We start from the raw sequence: 19,242 nt of genomic DNA, 5'->3' as shown, positions 1-19,242 counted from the left end.
CGAGGCCCCCCGCAAAGTTAGCCCCACCGTCGGCGCCCCTAATCGAACAGAGCCTCCAAGCGGGCCGTAGCGCCAGCCCAGGTGAAGCGCTGCTGCACGAAAAGGTGCCCGCGCCGGGCAATTGATTCGGCGTAAAGCTCGCCTTCGAGCAAGCCGGTGATGGCCGCGGCCAGTGCAGTAGCAGCAGCCGGAGCCACAAGTAATTCCTGGCCCTCACGGCCCCCCAGGGCATTATTGGCCAGTGGCGTAGTCACGCAGGGGAGGCACATGGCCATGGCTTCGAGCAGCTTGTTTTGCAGGCCCGTACCCACCCGCATGGGCGCCGCAAACACCCGTGCCGCAGCGTAAGCCGCTCGAATATCGGGCACCCAACCGCTCACCACCACGTGGGCTGAGGCCAGAGCCTGAACCCGGGGCGCGGGCGTGGTACCTGCTATTAACAGACGCGCGCCGGGCCGTTGTTTCCGCACCAGGGGCATAATTTCCTCGGCCAGAAAGCAGGCTGCGTCCACGTTGGGGTGGTAGCTCATGTTGCCCGAAAACAACACGTCATACTCTTTGGCCGTTGTGGGCTGGGGCTGAAAAAAGTCCGTATCAATGCCATTCAGCACAATTTCAATCTGGTCCCGGCTTGGGTGTTGAATAAGCTGCCGGTCCTGGTCGCTGATGATGGTGTGGTGCCGGAACCAGTTGAATGCCTGCGCCTCGTAATCCAGCAGGCGCCGCGCCTCCAGCGCCAGCACCGGGCGCTGCCAGAGCGGGGCCTGGGTGGCCCGCCGCGCCATACCCGCCGAAAACACGTCCATGTAATCCAGAGTCATGGGCACTTGCCCGGCGTGGGAGCGCAGGTACTCCGCCATACGAATGAGCTGGCAGTAAACGTGGTCGGGCCGGAAATCGCGCAGCAGCCCATCAACCTGCCGTTGGGCCAAAGCATTATGGAAATAGCCTACTTGTAACGGTCGGCCCACGCCTAAAGCCCGGGCCATGTTGCGGGCAATGCCGGGGCGCCGCAGCCGATGCACCACTAGACCAGCCCGGCACAAGGGCCGCACCGCCGCCTTGGCCTCAACCGCTATATCTTCATCCGTAAGGGCAAACAGGCAGATTTCGTGACGCTCGGCCAGGTAGCGCAGCTGGTGGTAGGCACGCAGCTTGTCACCCTTATCGAGCGGGTACGGAAAGCGCGAAAGAAGTACAAGGAGCTTCATGCGGGCGGCGAATGAGCGGGCGTACCGGCCAGCGCGGGCAAGAGCAATTGCTTGTATAAATCAACGAAGCGCTGTACTACGCGTCGGTTGTCGTATACCTCTGTCATACGGCCGGGGCTACCGGAGCGCCCACCTGCTCGTATAAGACCTCGTAGCACCGCATCACACGGCGGTTGCTGTACACCTCGGCCGCAGTGCGGGTGGCTTCGGCTCCAATGGCCTCCACCGGCAGCTCGCCCCGGTACCAAGCCCGTAGGGCATCGAGCCAGCCCGCGGCACCGTCGCGCAGTACAATATCGTGCCCATCGCGCACGGCAATACCCTCGGCTCCTAGGCTGGTGCTCAGAATAGGCTTGCCCAAGGCCATACCCTCAATGATTTTGACGCGCATGCCGCCACCGCTCAGCAGCGGTACTACCATCAACTCAAACTGCCGCATGAAGTCTGAAGCTGAATCGACGAAGCCGTGGATGAACACGTTGTCGGTGCGCGGAGCTAGCAAATGGGCTGGGGTGCCGGTGCCGGCCACGTGCAGCTCTAGGTCGGGCATTTCGGCATGGGCTGTGGGCCACACCTCCCGCAGTAGCCAGTCTAGGGCCTCCAAGTTGGGCAGCCAGTTCAGCGAGCCAATCATGAAGGCCGTGCGCGGCCGGGGCCGGTGGGTGGGGTCGGGCCGGAAGGCATCGAGCATTACCCCGGCCGGCACCAGCGGCGCGGGCACAGTGCAGCCCAGTTCGCGCAGCCGCTCCTGGTCTTCTACCGTAATGGCCGCCACGCCGTCGAGTTGACTCAGCATCCACCGCTCAAATTTCCGCATCCGGGTGGCCAGGTGATGGAAATACCATTTTTTCAATGGGTTACCAGCACTCTGGGCTAACGTTTCCCAAATGCGGTACTCCACGTTATGAGCCCGCAGCACCAGCGGCGGCAGCATTCCGCCAGCCGGGTGCCAGTCTTGCGCCACCTGCTGCCGCAGCCAGCCGGCATACCAGGCCACGAAGGCACCTTCGAACTGCACCACGTCGAACACTTCGGTTTCCAGCAGCTGCTTCAGCCGCGCAGCCAGCGGCAGGCTAATGAAGCGCTCCACATTATATGGGATGTCTTGGCCCACGCCCTGGGGCCCTGGGCCGCCCAGCAGACTGCGCAGGGCCGACAGGGGCCGGGGGGTAGTATCAACGTCGACTGGCAGTAGGCGCAGGCCAGATCCCAGCGCATCCAGTACGTGAGCCGGCTGGTGATGCTTAGGGGTATTTGCGGCCAGCAGCGTCACCCGATGTCCGGCCTGCAGCAGCCCCGCCGTAATGTTGTAAATTCCAATGGCCCCGCCATCGTGCAGTGGAAACGGAACGCGCGGGCTTATCTGTAATATATTCATTAGCTCGACAAAGGTCGGTAATTAAGGCGAATGGTGGAAGTGCAGCCAGTCGGGACGGGACTTACAGCTGCCTGAAACGCACTTCAAACTTCTCAATCTGCTCCTCGCTGCCGAGAACGAGCAGCACGTCGCCGGGGGCAGGCACGTAGTCGACGGGCGGGCTGACGAGCAACGAGCCCGCGGCGGTGCGCAGGCCGATGATGGTGGCCCCGGTGATGGAGCGCACGTCGAGCTCGCGGATGCTGCGGCCCTGCAAGTCACGGCGCATTTGCTGGTAGCTCATTTCTTCGAGGCGCAGCTTGTCGGCGCTGAGGCCCGAAATCAGGTCGAGGAAGCGGATGACTTCGGGACGCACCACCAGCTTGGCCATGTGCGAGCCGCCGATTTCGTCGGGCATCACCACCGAATCGGCCCCGGCGGAGAGGAGCTTGCTTTCCGAACTTTTGAGCGACGCGCGGGCGACGATTTTCAGGCGCGGGTTGAGGGCGCGGGCCGAGAGGGCCACGAATACGTTATCGGCATCCTTGGGCAGGGCCGTGATGAGGGCCGAGGCCCGCTCCACGCCGGCTTGCTTGAGCACCAAGTCGGTGGTGGCATCGCCAAACACGGTGAAGATGCGGCCGCTGCTCACGCCGTCGCCGTCGTATTCCTCGCCGGTCTGGCCGGCGGTGACGCTCTTCATCAGCTCCTGATCCGCTTCAATTACCACGACGCGGGCTCCGTTGGCGCGCAATTCCTGGTAGGCCCGGCGGCCGTTGCGGCCAAAGCCGCACACAATTACATGCCCACTAAAACGCTTTATCTCCTGGTCAGTCCGAATCATCTTGTAAATTTTGCGCAGCTCCCCGTCAAAGATAAACGCCGACAGCACCGACACGAGGTAGGCCACCACGACGAGGTTATACAGAATATAAAATGAGACGAACAATCGCCCGGCGGCGGAAAACGGGTGAATTTCCCCAAACCCCACCGTGGCAATGGTGGTCACGGTCATGTAAAACGCATCGATGGGCCCGTAATCCTCGATGAGAGTAAAACCCGTCATGCCAATTATCAGGCTCAAACCCGTCAGGATTATGGCGACAATCAGGCGGCTGATGTTGAGGCGTCGGAGCATTTTATAGTAAGGATTCCAACAACGTCATGCTGAGCGGAGCCGAAGCACCTCGCTCGGGGAGTAATTCAATTGATAGGGTTAGTGGTGGCACGCGAGATGCTTCGGCTGCGCTCAGCATGACCGCCTTTGCCTCACGCGCCCCGCGCCACCACGGTGCCCAGCAGCGCGGCTAGTTCATTGTCCAGCTCCTTTAGACGCTTGATGTCGCCCAGAATTTCGAACATTTCGGCGTCCTCTAGTGGGTGGCGAAGTTTCTCTAAGCATTGGTCGAGTTCGCGCTGCACGTGCACTTTGTTGAGGCGCAGCACGGCATTGTCGCAGGCTAGTTTGGGCAGGTCCACTTCGTTGAACACGTAGATTTCCTTGGTGCGCCAGTTCGGGCTGATTTCATAGCGCTCGGTGGCCAGATCGGTAATGAGGCTGCGGATGTCGGCGCGCTCGTTTTGGGCCAGCTGGCGGGCGTCGGGGAAGCGGCCGGCCAAGAGTTCCTGGCGGCAGATTTCCCACATTTCCGCATAGAGTGGCACCGTGAGCGGATTTTCGCCGAGTTGGCCCATGAGGTAGGCTGCCACGCTGATTTCAGTATCGACCTCCCGCCCGGCGTAGAGCACCAGCAGCCGCAGCACCTCGCGCTCGCACACTTGGAGCATGTCGGGCGTGTCTTCGGTCTCCTGCGCGGCGGGTTGTAATGAAGTTTCCAAAGCTGCGGCGGCTTCAGCACCGCCGTACATGAGCATCTCGGCCTCTTCCTCGTCCGACATTGGGCGGGTCGGGGCCTGGCCGGGGCGCTGGCCGCTGCTGGCCGGGGCGGCATTAGCGCTGCCGCCGTAGTTGCCGGAATAGTTTCCGCCGCTGCGGTTGTCGCTGGCCTTCTGGGCAGGGGCCTTCACCAGCTTGTTGTATTCGGTAATGAGCACCTGCTCATCGATGCCGAAGGTGGCCGAAGTCTGCTGCAAGAACACTGACCGCTTGATGGCATCGGGCACCTTGGCGATGCTGTGGAGCACGTCGCGGATGGCTTCGGCTTTTTTCACCGGGTCGCCGCTGGCTTCGCGGACCACAAGCGTGGTTTTGAAGCTGATGAAGTCCTGGCTCTTGGTTTCGATGTACTCGGTGAAGCGCTGGTCGCCCACTTTGCGGATGTAGGAGTCGGGGTCGTCGCCGTCGGGGAAGAGCACGACGCGCACGTTCAGGCCGCCTTCGAGCAGCAGGTCGGTGCCGCGCAAACTGGCTTTGATACCGGCCGCGTCGCCGTCGTAGAGCACCGTCACATTGTCGGAATACCGCTTGATGAGCCGGATTTGGCCTTCCGTGAGCGAGGTGCCCGACGAGGCCACCACGTTCTTAATGCCGCCCTGGTAGAGGCTGAGCACGTCGAGGTAGCCTTCGACGAGGTAGCAAACTTCCTCCGTCCTTATTGCCTGCCGGGCCTGAAACAGGCCATAGAGCACGTCGGATTTGTGGTAAATGTCCGATTCAGGCGAGTTGAGGTACTTCGCCATCTTGTCGTCGCGCTTGAGCGTGCGCGCCCCGAAGCCCACCACCCGGCCGCTGATGTTGTGAATCGGGAACATGACGCGGCCCCGGAACCGGTCGTAGCGCCGGCCAGTGTCGTGGCCCTGGTCGTCGGTGCGGATGACGGTGAGGCCGGTTTTCTCCAGGTATTTCTTGTCGTAGCCGGCCGTTTCGGCGGCTTTCAGCAAGTCGTCCCAGCTATCGAGGGAGTAGCCCAGCTCAAAGGTCTGAATGGTGCTCAGGTTCAGGCCGCGCTCCTTGAGGTAGCCGTAGCCGATGCTCATGCCCTCATCGGAGTTTAGCAGGAGGCGGTGGTAGTGGTTTTTGGCGAAGTCCGAAACGATGAACTGGGAGTCCCGTTCGTTCTGCTCCTGCTGCTGCTGGGGCGTTTTTTCCTCCTCCTCAATGGTGATGGCGTACTTCTTGGCCAGGTACTTCAGGGCCTCCACGTAACTGGTGCCCTCCACATCCATCACAAACTGCACCACGCCGCCGGCCTTGCCGCAGCCAAAGCACTTATAAAGCGACTTAGCCGGGTTTACCGAAAAGGACGGCGATTTTTCGTTGTGAAACGGGCACGGAGCCCACAGATTCTGCCCCTTGCGCTTGAGCTGCACGAAGTCGCCGACGACTTCTACGATGTCGGCGGTCTGGATAATCTGATCAACTAACTCTTTGGGAATGCGGGCCATAGTGGCGCGGAGCCGTTGCTCCGCGTTTTGCAGTAAACTAATCAAGGTGATGCGCAGCCTTTGCTCCGCGTTCGAACAACAGAAGCCGCGCCCGACTACGCGCAGCAAAGGCTGCGCGCCACACCACAACAAAGTTCGCCCTACTTTCTCTACGTCCTACCTTTGCCCGGAATAAACCCGCGCAAGATGCCCGCATACCGCCCCGAAGAAATCGAAAAGAAGTGGCAGGCCCACTGGAAACAGCACCGCACCTTCCACGCCGATAATCAGTCCGACAAGCCCAAGTACTACGTACTCGACATGTTCCCCTACCCCTCCGGGGCGGGGCTGCACGTAGGCCACCCGCTGGGCTACATTGCCTCCGATATCGTGACGCGCTACAAGCGCCTGCGGGGCTTCAACGTGCTGCATCCCATGGGGTTCGACTCCTTCGGCCTGCCCGCCGAGCAGTACGCCATCCAGACGGGCCAGCACCCGGCCCTGACCACCGAAAAGAACATCGACACCTACGTGAAGCAGCTCAGCAGCCTGGGCTTCAGCTACGACTGGGACCGCGAAATCCGCACTTCTGATGCCAGCTACTACCGGTGGACGCAGTGGATTTTTCTCAAGCTGTTCAACTCCTGGTACAACCTCGACACCAACCGCGCCGAGCCCCTCACGGAGCTTACCGCCCGCTTCGCCGCCAGCGGCAGCGAAGGCATCCGCGCCGCCGGTGATGCCGAGGAGCGCCAGGTCTTCAGCGCCGGCCAGTGGCAGCTCTTCACCGAGCACCAGAAGCTGGCCGCCGTCCACCCCTACCGCCTGGCTTATCAGCAGGATACCTACGTGAACTGGTGCCCCGGCCTGGGCACCGTGCTGAGCAATGATGAAGTGAAGGACGGCCTGAGCGAGCGGGGAGGATTCCCCGTCGAGCGCCGCCTCATGCCCCAGTGGAACCTACGCATCACCGCCTACGCCGACCGCCTCCTCCAGGGCCTCGATACCCTCGACTGGCCCGATGCGGTGAAGGAAATGCAGCGCAACTGGATTGGCAAGAGCATCGGGGCCGAAGTGACGTTCCCCGTACTGCCCGCCAAGGCGGCCGATGCATCCGGAAGCTCGTTCGATGACTCCGGCAACCCATCCGATGACTCCGGAGACTCGTCCGACGCATCCGGCAGGGCATCCGATGTATCCGGCGGGTCGTCCGATGGCACTGAAGAGTCCTCCGATGCATCCGGCAGGCTGTCCGATGGCCCCGCCATTAAGGTCTACACCACCCGCGTCGATACCATCTACGGGGCCACGTTCCTGGTGCTGGCGCCCGAGCACGAGCTGGTTGATACGCTCACCACGCCGGGGCAGCGGGCGGCTGTCGATGAGTACATCGCCGCCACCAAGCGCCGTTCCGAGCGCGACCGCATGGCCGACGTGAAGGCCATTTCGGGCGTCTTCACCGGGGCTTATGCCCAAAATCCCGTCAACGGTAAGCCCGTGCCCATCTGGCTGGCCGACTACGTGCTGGCCGGCTACGGCACCGGCGCTGTGATGGCCGTGCCCAGCGGCGACCAGCGCGACTGGCTTTTCGCCACGCATTTCGGCCTGCCCATCATCGCCGTCACCGATGCCCAGCAAGGCCTCGACCAGCAAGCCGACCCCACCAAGGAAGGCCGCTACATCAACTCCGACCTCATCAACGACCTCACCTACAAGGAGGCGACGGAGAAGCTCATCGCCGTCCTCGAATCAACCGGCCTGGGCCGCGGCAAAGTCAATTTCCGCCTGCGCGACGCTATTTTCGGCCGTCAGCGCTACTGGGGCGAGCCCATCCCGATTTACTACAAAGACGGCACCGCCTACGGCATCGCCGAAAGCGACCTGCCCCTCGTCCTCCCCGAAATCGACGAGTACAAGCCCACCGAAAGCGGCGAGCCGCCCCTTGGCCGCGCCCAAAACTGGCTCTACAAGGACAAATACCCCTACGAGTTGAGCACCATGCCCGGCTGGGCGGGCTCGTCGTGGTACTACCTCCGCTACATGGACCCCACCAACGAAGCCCGCTTCGTATCGGAGGAAGCCGAGCACTACTGGGGCACCGTGGACCTCTACATGGGGGGAGCCGAGCACGCCACCGGCCACTTGCTGTATGCCCGCTTCTGGTATTTGTTTTTGAAGGACCTGGGATTGGTTAGCGGGAATGAGCCGTTTCAGAAACTGATCAACCAGGGGATGATTCTGGGGCGGTCGAATTTCGTGTACCGGTTAATCATAAACTCGCACTATTCTGGACGACTAATTGAAGATGAGCGTAGAAATCTTACGCCTTCAATTTTTGTCTCTAAGGGCATTTATGATGTGATTTCTAATCCTGTTTCTAATCCTGAGTCAAATTCAGCAGTTGTAAGATTCAGGGCTGAACTCGCAAAAATCATACAAGAGACCCAAGCAGGACTGCCCGGTGGACTTGGCATTTCTCTATCCCCATCAGAGGATAGCAGAATTATCGCTCGTTTTACACCGCTTCACGTCGATGTAAACATCGTAGAAAATGACATCCTTGACACCAACAGATTCTTAGCTTCTGGAGAGGCTTATGCTAACTCCAAGTTTATTCTTGAGGAAAACGACACTTACATCTGTGGTTGGGAAGTAGAGAAAATGTCGAAGTCCAAATTCAACGTCGTTAACCCCGACGTGCTAATTGGCAAATACGGCGCCGATGCTTTGCGGCTCTACGAGATGTTCCTCGGCCCGCTGGAGCAGTACAAGCCCTGGAACACCAACGGCATCAGCGGCGTGGGCGGCTTCCTCAAGAAGTTCTGGCGCCTCTTCCACCCCGAAGACGGCCACCTCGCCGTGACCGACGAGCCCGCCACGCCCGCCGAGCTCAAGGTCCTGCACCGCGCCATCCAAAAGGTGCAGGAAGACATTGAGAAATTCAGCTTCAATACCTCCGTCAGCCTGTTCATGATTACCGTGAACGAGCTGACGGCCCTCAAATGCCACAAGCGCGCCATCCTGGAGCCGCTCGTGCTGCTGCTCTCCCCCTACGCCCCGCACCTGGCCGAGGAGCTGTGGCAAGAGCTGGGCCACGAGGCCGGCAGCATTAGCACCGCGGGCTACCCCGAATTCCGCGAGGAGTACTTGGTGGAAGACACCGTGGTGTACCCCATCGCCATCAACGGCAAGGTGCGCGAGCAGCTTCAATTCGCCGCCACCGCCACCGCCGCCGAGATTGAGGCTGCCGTGCTGGCTTCCGATTTCCTGGCCCGCTTCGGCGAAGGTAAAGCGGCGAAGAAGATCATCGTCGTGCCCGGCCGCATGGTAAACGTGGTCGTCTGAGCCCCTGAAAGCAACCGCCAAAGGCCCTTAGCCGGCAGCATCAGGCGGCACTCTTAGACGCAAAGAATTGTAAAGAAGTCCTGACGGTGCGTCAGGACTTCTTTTTTTAGGGTCTCATGAGGTTTTGCGAACCGCGCCATGTACACCGCTCTAAACCCTGTTTGCGTTAGCCCGCCCGCTGTAGAGACGCCACCCTTGGCGTCTAGTCGTCCGCGCCGTTCGCCCGTCATCGCCCGTCCGCGTCGTTCGCCTGTCATCGTTCAACGACGAGACGCCAAGGGTGGCGTCTCTACATTGTTCTGGTTTATCGGAAATCATTAGCTTTGTAATTCAAAGTCCTTTCTTATCCTCGAATCCATGGAATATTTTGTGGCTCCTACTTCTATCGTGCGCCGCATCTGGGGCACTGCCGATACGGTGATGTTCGTCTTTGCCGGGGCGGCGGCCGAGTTTGCCCTCAACAAGGCCGTAGACTGGCTCTACTTCACCGGCCGCCTGCCAGCCGACCCGCTGGGCCGCTTGTTTTCCACGGTCGATTACGCCCGTCGCATCGTGTTTGCCGACCGCGCCGGGGCCGAGCGCACCATTGATACCATTGCGGCTATTCACGGCGCGGTAGAAGCCAAGCGGGGCCAGGCCATCCCCGATTGGGCCTACCGCGACGTGCTGTTTATGCTCATTGCCTACTCCATCCGGGCTTTTGAAGTGCTGGAGCGGCCCCTCACCCTGCCCGAGTGCGAAGAGATAGTAGCAGTATTTTGCCGCCTGGGGCAGCGCATGGGCATTCCGGACTTGCCCCACTCCTACGCCGCCTGGCAGGTAGCCCGCGCCCAGCACCTGGCCGAAAACCTCGCCCCCAGCCGCTACACCACCGACCTCTATCTGCAATACCGCCGGCACCTGGGCGGGCCGCGCTACTGGCTGCTGCGGGGCATGCAAGGCCTGGTAGTGCCCCCCCACGTGCGCAAGCTGCTCGAGCTGCACAGTGGCACGTGGCTACAGCCCGCAATAGCACTCTACCGCAGCACCAAGCACCTGAACCTAAGCCAATGGGCCAAGAACGCCATGCTGCCCGCAGAATACCAGGCCCGAATCCACGCGCTGGACCACATTCCGGAAACGGCGCCCGCCCCCAAAGGCTGCCCGTACGCAGCGGCTCACCGCCCGGCCAAATAATACTTTAGCTTTCCCACACGCCCATTATGACCAGCTTTTACAAGAATTACTTTGTGGCTTTTCTCCTGCTGTTTGGCCTGGAGGTTTTCATCGCCCTCTTCGTTCACGACCGAATTATCAGGCCCTACGCCGGTGATTTCCTGGCGACTATTCTGCTGTATTGCCTGGTCAGAAGTTTCGTAGCGGCGCCCGCGGAGATTATTGCTTTCGCGGTTCTGGTCTTTTCCTATTTGGTCGAAGCCGCGCAATACGTCCACCTGCTGACTCGCCTGGGATTGGAGAAGTTCAAAGTGGCGCGCATCGTGCTCGGCAATCATTTCGAGTGGTCCGATATGCTCGCCTACACCTTGGGAGCCTTGGCGATTTTTACAATTGAGCAACTAAGAGTCCGGCGTTCAAACTTCGCCCCCAGCCCTAGTACACTAAAGTAAAGGCCCATCTTGCCAGATGGTTAGGCCAAGCGGGGCACCTTACCTGCGTCAGTCAACGATTGAGTGGCTGGTAGCACGCAGGGTGCTCCGCTTGGTATGATGATTTTATTGTCCGCTCATCTTCGACCAAAGCCTTAACTCGCTTGTGACCTGCTAAGTGCAAACCCAATTGCTAAAAATAACTGCTTTGCAAATCAATACATTACCTTAATACCAATTATTTTAGCAAAATATCAAAGCCTTTACTCATACATTTGCGATAGTCTAAAAGAGGAGCTTCCGTTTAGCGTTGCTCCTTTTGTATTACCCAACTATTGCGGCCATGTCTGATTTCGCTTACGCCCGTCCTTCCACGCTGGCAACCAGCCCGGAGGGCAATACTTTATCGCTGGCCGCTTATGCGGAAGATGCGCCGACCGGGGCCTCCTGCTTCTTCTGGGGGCGGCTGCGCGACTCGTGGCTGGCGGCCCGGGGGCTAACTACCTTAGCAAAGGTAGTAGCTTCCCGATTCGTGCCCCAGAGTGCGGCCCTGCGTGACCCAATCGTGACGGCTGGCGCGGGTATGCTGCGGTTTGAGGCGTTTTCGTCGTGCAATGGCGTGTACGCCCGCCTCGATTTGGGGCCCGACGCGCTGGATGGCGAGTTTTTGAGCAGCGGCACCACCAACGTTGACTTCAACGAGCCGATGGTGAACGCGCTGGCCCGCATTTCACGCACCGAGCCGGTGCTGCTGAGCATAGGTGAAAAAGAAGTAGTGCTGGAACGCGCCGCCGGCAAGGTCACCGAGCGCAAAGTGGCTCTGCCCGAGCGCTGGATTAAGGGCCTGACTGCCGTGCAGGGCTACCTGGCCGTGATGGAGGAAAAAATGGCCCTCAGCCGCGTGCAGGCGGTGCAGCTGGTGCAGAGCATTCCGGCAGGCACGGCTAAATCGGACTTCTTCCTGGTGCTGCGCGGGCCCCGGCCTAGTTTCGCGCCGGTAGGTAGCGCGGGCGCGGTGCGGGTGGGCGGCGTGCATCGGCTGCGGCTGTTGGATGGGCTGCTGCCGCTCTGCGAGGGCGTGCGGGTGTTTGCCACGGCCGATGGGCAGGCGGCGGCCTTCGTGCTGGCCATGGGCGGCGGGCAGGAGTTTGTGCTGGCCTTGTCGGCGGAGGTAAACCGGGGGTTTTCGGGCGAGGGCAACCAGCTCGACACTCTGATGGATGAGCTGCCCGCCGAATGGATTGTGGGCGCCAACAACCTGTTTCGGGGCAACGAGACCTTCAACCCAACTTTGTTTGCGGTAGAGAACAACCTGGCGCCCGATACCGTGGACCGACTCTGTGCCAGCCTTTCGGCCATGGGCCTGCTGGGGTTCGACTTGGTCGAAAACCACTACTTCTACCGCCGCCTGCCCTTCAAGATGGACCGCATTCTGAAGCTGAACCCGCGGCTAAAAAATGCCCGTGCCCTGCTCGAAGCGGCCGCCGACATGCAACTGGTAGGTATCGGCGCGGGTGGGCGCACTGAGGCGCGGGTGCGCGGCACCGACGTGTGGCACACCGTGGTGGTGGGTGGCACCGAGCCGCCGCGCTGCACTTGCCCGTGGTTCACGGGCAACCAGGGTCAGCGCGGGTCGTGCAAGCACATTCTGGCCGCGCAGATGCGGTTTTTGTAGGGGTTTCGGGCCCGCCAATTGATTGTGTTTATCATCCTTAGCAGAGTTTCCAGAATGAGTCCTCTCACCGCTATTGAAGAATTTGAGCAGATTATCCGCCACCAAGGTGCTCAAGAGTTAGTGCCGTTTTTGCTGGTGCTGGATAAAAAGGATGTGGTAGCGGTGCGGGAGAAGCTCAAAAGCCTGCGGAACGAGCTCGATAGGCAAGACGAGTCTAACGGATGGAAAGCGGCTATAACCAGTGAGCAGGAGGAAATGCTGCAATTGGCTGCAATTGTTACGTTTGCTCAGGCCCAGGTATTGCACCCGCCAATGCGCTTTTGGTTTGACAAGCGCTACGAGCACAAGTCAGAATTTTGGCAGGTAATGGAGTACGCGCGCCCTTCTTGGCTAGCTGAGCTACTACTGCCTAGGGCCCGTAGCCTGGATAATTGGGGTGTACCCTTGTATAGCTTTTTGCGAAAACTAGAGCAGCGCCAACTGCTTAAATTTGAGCCAGAGCTATTTACCAAAGCGTTGCCAAACTGGCTTTCGGAACTTGGGCATTTGCTAAGCCAGACAGAACCCGTTTCGACTGATGCCAACGCGCTGGCAACACGTCTGATTGCGGAAGACCCTACGTTGCTAAACCGGGACTTATTACTGCTTTTTGAATTTGCAACCCACATTGAAAAAGAACGATGCCGGGTTCAAAAACGGCCCGCGCCCACGGAAGACTGGACTGGACGCTGGCAGCAATGGAATCAGCTTCACCCACCACAAAGTTTGGACTGGCATGAAGTATTTGTTCGGCTAGTTACCGCTAATCACCTCGACCGGGCCGACATCCTCACGCGCTGCCTGCTGGCCTTACGCCGCGACTTCCGCAGGCCCCTGCTGACGTGGTTCAAGGAGCTCTTCCTAAGCCTGAAGCCTAGTCTGACCGAACGACTGGCCCGGCAAGCGGAATTGGTAGAGTTGCTGGCTCATCCATTGCCGTTGGTGGTCAATTTTGCCATTGAGCAGCTAAAAGATATGTGGATGGAGCCAGGATTTACCCTGGCTCCCATGCTGCTTTACGCCGACAACCTGCTCACGCGGACCGACCTGAAAACCGGCCTGAAAACCCTGCTGGCGGGCCTGGCTAAGCTACTCAAGCACGATGCTGCCCACGCTCCCATCATGGGGCGCCTGTTTGCAGCAGCCCTGTCCCACCCCGACAGCGCCGTGCAGGAACGCGCCGCTAAAGGCCTGGCGGAGTTGCTAAATGTTAAAAAGCCCCTGCTTACGGCTGATGAAACTGCGGCCGTGATAACTGCAATTGGTGAGGCCGCCGACCTACTCAGCCCCTCAGCACGCGCGGTGCTGGGACCCTGGCTGGAAGCGGCGCCAGCCTCGCAAGAGACGAGAGAAACAGTTGGTACTTACGCGCCCCTTTCGGATTTCGTCCCGGACATTTCGGCCGCTACGGCCATTGCGCCGGTGGCCGATTGGCACGAGTTATTGTTTCTGACCGGGCAAGTGATGAAGCACGACGACCCGGCAGCTCTGGAACGCTGGCTCGATGGCCTGCTCCGGCTGCAGGGGCAGTTGCCGACGGACTATCCGGCGCAGTTGCGGCCCTATCTGGTGCAGCTATTACCGGCGCTCAAAAAGGCCGGAGAGGATGAGAGGATGACGCTGCTGGCCGGCCCGATACGGCTCGATGGGCACGAAGCATTGGCCCCGGCGCTACTGCTCAGCTGGGCTACTGGCTTTGCCGTTGCCCAGCTGAGTAACGTGCAGGTGCAGGGCGATTTTAATGTTCGCACGCCTTTGCTGCCCGTCGAAAAGCAACGGTACCTCCACGCCGAAACGCTGCTGCGGGCGCAACGGCCCCTCCCGCTGCTGAGCACACCCACGCACGAGCCGTACTGGGTAGCACCTAGTCAGCTCATCAGTCGATTATTGGTGTACGAAACTGCCGGCCTGGAACCCGATGTGGCTGACTTAGCCGTAGCGCTGGCCCGCACCGCCCACGCCCACCCCGCCGAAGCCACCGAGGCCCTGTGCCGGTTGCCACAGCTGCACCACACAGAGCTGCGGGAGCTACTGACGTGGTTCCTGGGGGCGGCCATCTCCCTGCCGGCACCCGTCAAAGCCCCGCCCCGTCGGGCGGCCCAACTACCTGCTACCCTGACTCAAGCGCTGCCGGAGTTGTGGGCCGTAGCCGCCCGTACCAAAGCGCCCCAGCAATTATTTCCAACGCTACCCAACCGGCTGGGCTACGACCATGTCGGGGCGGCCGAACCCTTATTTCCTACGCTTAATTCGGTGCCGCGCGTAAACACGTATCAGGAAATCTCCGCGCCGGGACAGCCCACTATTTCCTACCACTGGATAGAGCTGCAATGGGGGAACTCGGCAATTAGCGAAGCGCCATCGCCGCTGCTCCTGTACTCGCCGCCGGGCCCTCGGTCGGAACACGGCTCTTGGGAGCATAATATTCTATTTGCCGGCGAATTTTTGTTCCTTGACGCTTTACTGCCCAATTATCCGGCTCCACTCCATGAATATATCCTACGATGTGCCGCATGGGCCGACAACCTGGAAGCCACTGAACGCGACCTAGTAGCCCAGGGCCTGCGCTCACTGCTCGGCCCTGGGCCTGCGTATGCGCCCGCGGGGCTGTTTTTGCTGGCCAGTGGGCTGATTCATCATACCCCCCTGTGCCGCCGCCTGGCCCAGGAAGCGTTGGTGCGCGCCATTGCCCACGGCCGCCTAGTGCCGGGGCCGCTCGGGTACGCGCTGGGCCGGCAACTGGCTGTCGGCTACGCCCCGGTGCCCCGGTTGGCCGACAACCTGCGACCGCTCTGCGGCATCGATGCCCTGACCGACGATGCGCTACGCCAAACCCTGGAGGCCCTCCTGCCCGAACTGCCCGCTGAGCCGCCTCGCAATCTGCGCAAGCTGCTCGAAGTTTATGCCGACCTTATTGGCCGCACTCGCCAGCCAGTAACGGCGGGCGTGCGAGAGCGAGTGAGAGAATGGCAGGCGGCGACCAGCATCAAAAAAGTGGCCACTGCCTTACTCGCTGAGCCTAAAACCTGAGACTGCACATGTTGTCAACCCCTTTTCTCATACTCAGGCTAGTATCGTGAACAGCGCGCCTATTCTGGCTCCGTACTCTGTTCTTGCTGCAACCACGGCCGTTAGGTTTATTTTCTATTGATTTACTGTTGACTTTTTCATCTGGCCTCATGTCTAGTACTGTCGAAACGTTTGAGCACATTATTCGCCACCAGGGCACGGCCGAGCTGCTGGCCTTGCTGTTGCACCTTGATAAAAAAGAGGTGGTGGCCGTGCGAGCCAAGGCCAAAAGCCTGCACAAGTATCTGGATGATTACCGAGCAAGCGACAACGGCGACTGGGAGCGCCTGATGCAGCCTCAACAGGAGGTGATGCTGTTTTTGACGGGTCTGGCTACGTACTCGCGCAAGGAGGCCCTGACGAGCCGCTTCACCATGCCCTGGCATTTCCTCAGCAGCTATACCGAGGAGCAGGACGTGCAGATGACGGTAAACCGCCGCCTGCTGCTGACAGTGCTCGAACACGCCCGGCCCGATTGGCTGGCCGACTGGTTTGAGCGCACCAACCGCGCCAACGAATGGGCCACGGTGGACTACAGCCTGCTGCGCGAGCTGGAAAGCCGGGGGCTGCTAGCCCACCACCCTTGGCTGTACGCACAGTCGCTGGCCTCGATATTAACAGTTTACGACCAGCGGCGGAACCGCCAAAAAGACCAGGCTCAGCCCGAGCCTTACCTCAGCATACTGCCCGACTTGCGGGCCGATGCCACGCTGCTGACGCGCGACTTGCCGCTGCTATTCGACTTCGACACCCCCGTAAATTCGGCCGTCATTCATCGTCAGAATTATGAGCAGGGTGCTACCTGGCTCACGCTGCTACCAGCCTTGGTGGAGTCGGGCCACCTCGACCGCGGCGATATTCTCACGCGCAGCTTGTTGGCCTTGCGACGCGATTTCCGCCGCCCACTGCTGACTTGGTTCAAGAACCTATTTGGGGTGTTGGGGCCGACTGCGGCCGAGCGGCTGGCCCGGCAAGCGGAGTTGATAGAACTACTGGCGCACCCGCTGCCGCTGGTCATCAACTTTGCGCTCGACCAGCTCAAGGACCTATGGGCCGGGCCGGATTTTCAGGCCGAAGCCCTGCTACAGTACGCCGATGGATTGATGACGCGCCAGGACCTCAAAACCGGCCTGAAGACCCTACTGGGCGGGTTCAGTAAGATACTTAAAATGCACCCAACTCAGGCGGTGGCCATTGCGCGGCTCTGCACAGCAGCTCTGGCCCACGCCGATGCGGCCGTGCAGGAACGCGCGGCGAAGGTTCTGGCTGAGATTATGAACACCAAAAAGGCCTTGCTCTCCGCCGTGGAAACGGCGGAAATCAGCGAGGGGCTGAATCAATACACCGACCTGCTGGCTTCGGCTGCCCGAACCGCTCTGGCCCCCTGGCTAGCTGAAACCGCCCCCACCACGCCAGATGAAGCGGCCGGAGCTTACGAGCCGCAGGCCCAGTACGTGCCCGACATTTCGCCCGCCACGGCCATTGCCCCGGTAGCCGACTGGCATGAGCTGCTGTTTCTGACCGGGCAGGTACTTCAGCACGACGACCCCGCCGCGCTGGAGCGCTGGCTCGATGGCCTGCTCCGGCTGCAACCGCAGTTTCCGACCGATTGCCATGAACCCTTACAGCCTTATGTGCTCCAGATTCTACCCTTTTTGAAGGGCAAAACGGAGGCCGAGGTTGCGGCCGTTTTAGGAAAGCCAAGCTTTGCCGATGGATATGTCGGCTTGGTGCAGGCCCTGACGCTAGGTTGGGCTAAAGGCTTCATCAAGCCCTTGGTAAAGCAGGTCAACCTCCGTACCAACTACCGGGCGACGGACCCACTGGTGAGCCTGGAACAGCACCGACTAGCTTTTGTGGAGAAGCTGTTGCATGACCATCGGGGCCTGCCGCTGCTGAGCACGCCCACCCACGCACCGCTCTGGGTAGCGCCCACAACCCTGGTACAGCGACTATTATCTTACGAAGCAGTCGACCTGGAACCCAATGCGGCCGACCTGGCACTGGCGCTGGCCCGCACGGTCCACACCGATGCGGCCGATACGACAGCCGCGCAGGCCCTTCTGCCCCAGCTGCGCCACGAGGGCCTACGCGAACTGCTGGAGTGGCTGTTGAGTCCGGCCGGTACGCCACTGCCCGGGGCCGTTGCCGGCCGCAAGTCCTTGCTCAAGCAGTTCACGGAGCGGCTGGGGCAGTTGCTACCTGCTTCGACCGCGGCCGTGTCTGGCACCCTGGACGAGGCGCTGCCCTGGCTGTGGGCGGTAGCGGCCCGCACCCGGCACCCGACGGCCGAATTTCCCGAACTGGCCAGCCTGACCACCAATGACTATCCCGGCGTGGTGCGGCCCTGGCAGCCGAGCTGGGAGCTTCAGCGCAAGTCGAATACGTATGTGGAAAAGTGGAAGCCCGGCAAACCGGAAGTCACCGACCGTTGGACGGAGCTACGGCTTTTGCCAGAACATACGGACGCCGCCGTGCCCAACAAACTGCTACTGTATTCGTTGCACACGGCCTTCAAAGTCAATGAGCCGCATCATATTTGGCACTACATTGGGTCCCTATCCTCTGATTATCCTTTTCTGGTGGCACTGCTGCCGCAGTATCAGGCGCCGCTGCACTGGCATACGCTGCGCCTGGCCGCCACCCGCGACACCGTTGACTCGACCACCCGTGATGTGCTGAGCCAGGCCCTACGCAGCCTGCTCGGGCCGGGGCCGCAGTTCGATGAGCCAGCCACGCTGCTACTAGCGGTGGGCCTGACGCACAACGCCCCTGTGTGCCGGGCGCTGGCGCTGGAAGTGCTGCTGGCCGCCGTGGAGCTGCACCGCCTGGCACCTGCCAACCTGGGCCATACCCTGGGCCACCTTTTCGCAGCCGATTTCGTGCCGATACAGCGGCTGGCCGATGGCCTGGCCCAGGCCCGCGCCATCAGCCCTACCACGGACGACGCCCTGCGCCAAACCCTGGAAGCCCTGCTGCCGGAACTGCCGACGGTGCCCCTTCGCAATACCGGCAAGCTGCTCGAAGCCTATGCCGACCTTCTGGCCCGGGCCCGCCAGCCAGTACCCGCCGCCGTGCAGTCGCGGTTGCGTGAGTGGAAATCGGTGACCAGCCTCAAAAAAGCCGCCAATGCTTTGCTGGCCTGAGGCTACTATTGCAATTAAAAACTAGCTATTCAACTTTTTAAACCTCCGAAACATGGCCCTTATTACCTTTCAGGACGAAACCGCGACTGGCAGCGTCCTCAGCCGTTTGGAGCTGGAAATCAGCCAGGAAATGCTCACCGTACGCGAGTTGATAAGCCGGCGCGTGCAGCAGGAAGTAGCCAATTACAACGCCGAACAAACCAGCACTTTTCAGGGCCTGGTACAGCCCACTGACTCGGAGCGGCTGCTCAATGGCGGGGGGTACCGCCTGCGTCACACTAAGCACATCGACGCCGAGCAGCAGGTGTACCAGGCCTTACAGGCGTTTCAGAACAACGGCTTTTTCCTGCTGGTGAACGACCGCCAAGTGGAGTCGCTCGACGAGGAAATCTGGGTCGGTGACGGCGCCAAAGTCAGCTTTCTAAAGCTCACGCCGCTGGTGGGCGGCTGATAAATTTTATTGCCCTTGGTTTCACTCGTCCCAAAAACT

At 60.6% G+C, this 19,242-nt stretch carries 11 protein-coding genes; 7 read left to right on the top strand and 4 right to left on the bottom strand.

From position 1 onward, the window contains the following. Positions 1-38: 38 nt before the first annotated feature. The 4 genes from WX88_RS01070 to dnaG all read right to left on the bottom strand — a co-directional run bounded on the left by WX88_RS01070 (position 39) and on the right by dnaG (position 5,958). On the bottom strand, positions 39-1,211 hold the full coding sequence (locus WX88_RS01070; RefSeq protein ID WP_046242460.1) for a glycosyltransferase: 1,173 nt from the start codon (positions 1,209-1,211) through the stop codon (positions 39-41). Between the two features lie 103 nt (positions 1,212-1,314). Beyond that, positions 1,315-2,589, bottom strand: a complete 1,275-nt coding sequence (locus WX88_RS01065; RefSeq protein WP_046242459.1) for a glycosyltransferase family 4 protein — start codon at positions 2,587-2,589, stop codon at positions 1,315-1,317. Between the two features lie 61 nt (positions 2,590-2,650). Beyond that, on the bottom strand, positions 2,651-3,706 hold the full coding sequence (locus WX88_RS01060) for a potassium channel family protein (protein ID WP_046242458.1): 1,056 nt from the start codon (positions 3,704-3,706) through the stop codon (positions 2,651-2,653). 131 nt (positions 3,707-3,837) lie between these two features. Further along, positions 3,838-5,958 (bottom strand): DNA primase, encoded by a 2,121-nt coding sequence (gene dnaG, locus WX88_RS01055; protein WP_231590592.1) that lies wholly within the window; start codon positions 5,956-5,958, stop codon positions 3,838-3,840. 141 nt (positions 5,959-6,099) lie between these two features. Here dnaG and WX88_RS01050 point away from each other — a divergent pair, with 141 nt between their 5' ends. The 7 genes from WX88_RS01050 to WX88_RS01020 all read left to right on the top strand — a co-directional run bounded on the left by WX88_RS01050 (position 6,100) and on the right by WX88_RS01020 (position 19,203). Next, on the top strand, positions 6,100-9,237 hold the full coding sequence (locus WX88_RS01050) for a leucine--tRNA ligase (RefSeq protein WP_046242457.1): 3,138 nt from the start codon (positions 6,100-6,102) through the stop codon (positions 9,235-9,237). A 357-nt stretch (positions 9,238-9,594) separates the two neighbouring features. Beyond that, positions 9,595-10,413: an oxygenase MpaB family protein gene (locus tag WX88_RS01045; protein ID WP_046242456.1), complete on the top strand. Its 819-nt coding sequence runs from the start codon at positions 9,595-9,597 to the stop codon at positions 10,411-10,413. A 26-nt stretch (positions 10,414-10,439) separates the two neighbouring features. Next, on the top strand, positions 10,440-10,844 hold the full coding sequence (locus WX88_RS01040) for a ribosomal maturation YjgA family protein (protein ID WP_046242455.1): 405 nt from the start codon (positions 10,440-10,442) through the stop codon (positions 10,842-10,844). Positions 10,845-11,166: 322 nt separating this feature from the next. After that, a complete protein-coding gene (locus WX88_RS01035; RefSeq protein ID WP_046242454.1) occupies positions 11,167-12,498 on the top strand; it encodes an SWIM zinc finger family protein in 1,332 nt (443 codons plus the stop codon). Between the two features lie 54 nt (positions 12,499-12,552). Continuing rightward, on the top strand, positions 12,553-15,567 hold the full coding sequence (locus tag WX88_RS01030; RefSeq protein ID WP_046242453.1) for a DUF6493 family protein: 3,015 nt from the start codon (positions 12,553-12,555) through the stop codon (positions 15,565-15,567). A 149-nt stretch (positions 15,568-15,716) separates the two neighbouring features. Further along, positions 15,717-18,752 (top strand): DUF6493 family protein, encoded by a 3,036-nt coding sequence (locus tag WX88_RS01025; protein WP_046242452.1) that lies wholly within the window; start codon positions 15,717-15,719, stop codon positions 18,750-18,752. Positions 18,753-18,804: 52 nt separating this feature from the next. Next, positions 18,805-19,203, top strand: coding sequence for a hypothetical protein (locus WX88_RS01020; protein ID WP_046242451.1), 399 nt, complete (start codon positions 18,805-18,807; stop codon positions 19,201-19,203). The last annotated feature ends 39 nt before the right edge of the window (positions 19,204-19,242 follow it).

Origin of the sequence: Hymenobacter terrenus, from assembly GCF_000972495.1 — a bacterium.
Lineage (GTDB): Bacteria > Bacteroidota > Bacteroidia > Cytophagales > Hymenobacteraceae > Hymenobacter > Hymenobacter terrenus.
The sequence above is the reverse complement of the archived record's forward strand: the minus strand, read 5'-3'. Positions and strand labels throughout refer to the sequence as shown.

Bases quoted from the DNA above. Each gene is read 5' to 3' on its own strand.
- WX88_RS01050 (WP_046242457.1), top strand. From the start codon at position 6,100: ATGCCCGCATACCGCCCCGAAGAAATCGAAAAGAAGTGGCAGGCCCAC.
- WX88_RS01030 (WP_046242453.1), top strand. From the start codon at position 12,553: ATGAGTCCTCTCACCGCTATTGAAGAATTTGAGCAGATTATCCGCCAC.
- WX88_RS01040 (WP_046242455.1), top strand. From the start codon at position 10,440: ATGACCAGCTTTTACAAGAATTACTTTGTGGCTTTTCTCCTGCTGTTT.
- WX88_RS01045 (WP_046242456.1), top strand. From the start codon at position 9,595: ATGGAATATTTTGTGGCTCCTACTTCTATCGTGCGCCGCATCTGGGGC.
- WX88_RS01065 (WP_046242459.1), bottom strand. From the start codon at position 2,589: ATGAATATATTACAGATAAGCCCGCGCGTTCCGTTTCCACTGCACGAT.
- WX88_RS01035 (WP_046242454.1), top strand. From the start codon at position 11,167: ATGTCTGATTTCGCTTACGCCCGTCCTTCCACGCTGGCAACCAGCCCG.
- WX88_RS01060 (WP_046242458.1), bottom strand. From the start codon at position 3,706: ATGCTCCGACGCCTCAACATCAGCCGCCTGATTGTCGCCATAATCCTG.
- WX88_RS01070 (WP_046242460.1), bottom strand. From the start codon at position 1,211: ATGAAGCTCCTTGTACTTCTTTCGCGCTTTCCGTACCCGCTCGATAAG.
- WX88_RS01020 (WP_046242451.1), top strand. From the start codon at position 18,805: ATGGCCCTTATTACCTTTCAGGACGAAACCGCGACTGGCAGCGTCCTC.
- WX88_RS01025 (WP_046242452.1), top strand. From the start codon at position 15,717: ATGTCTAGTACTGTCGAAACGTTTGAGCACATTATTCGCCACCAGGGC.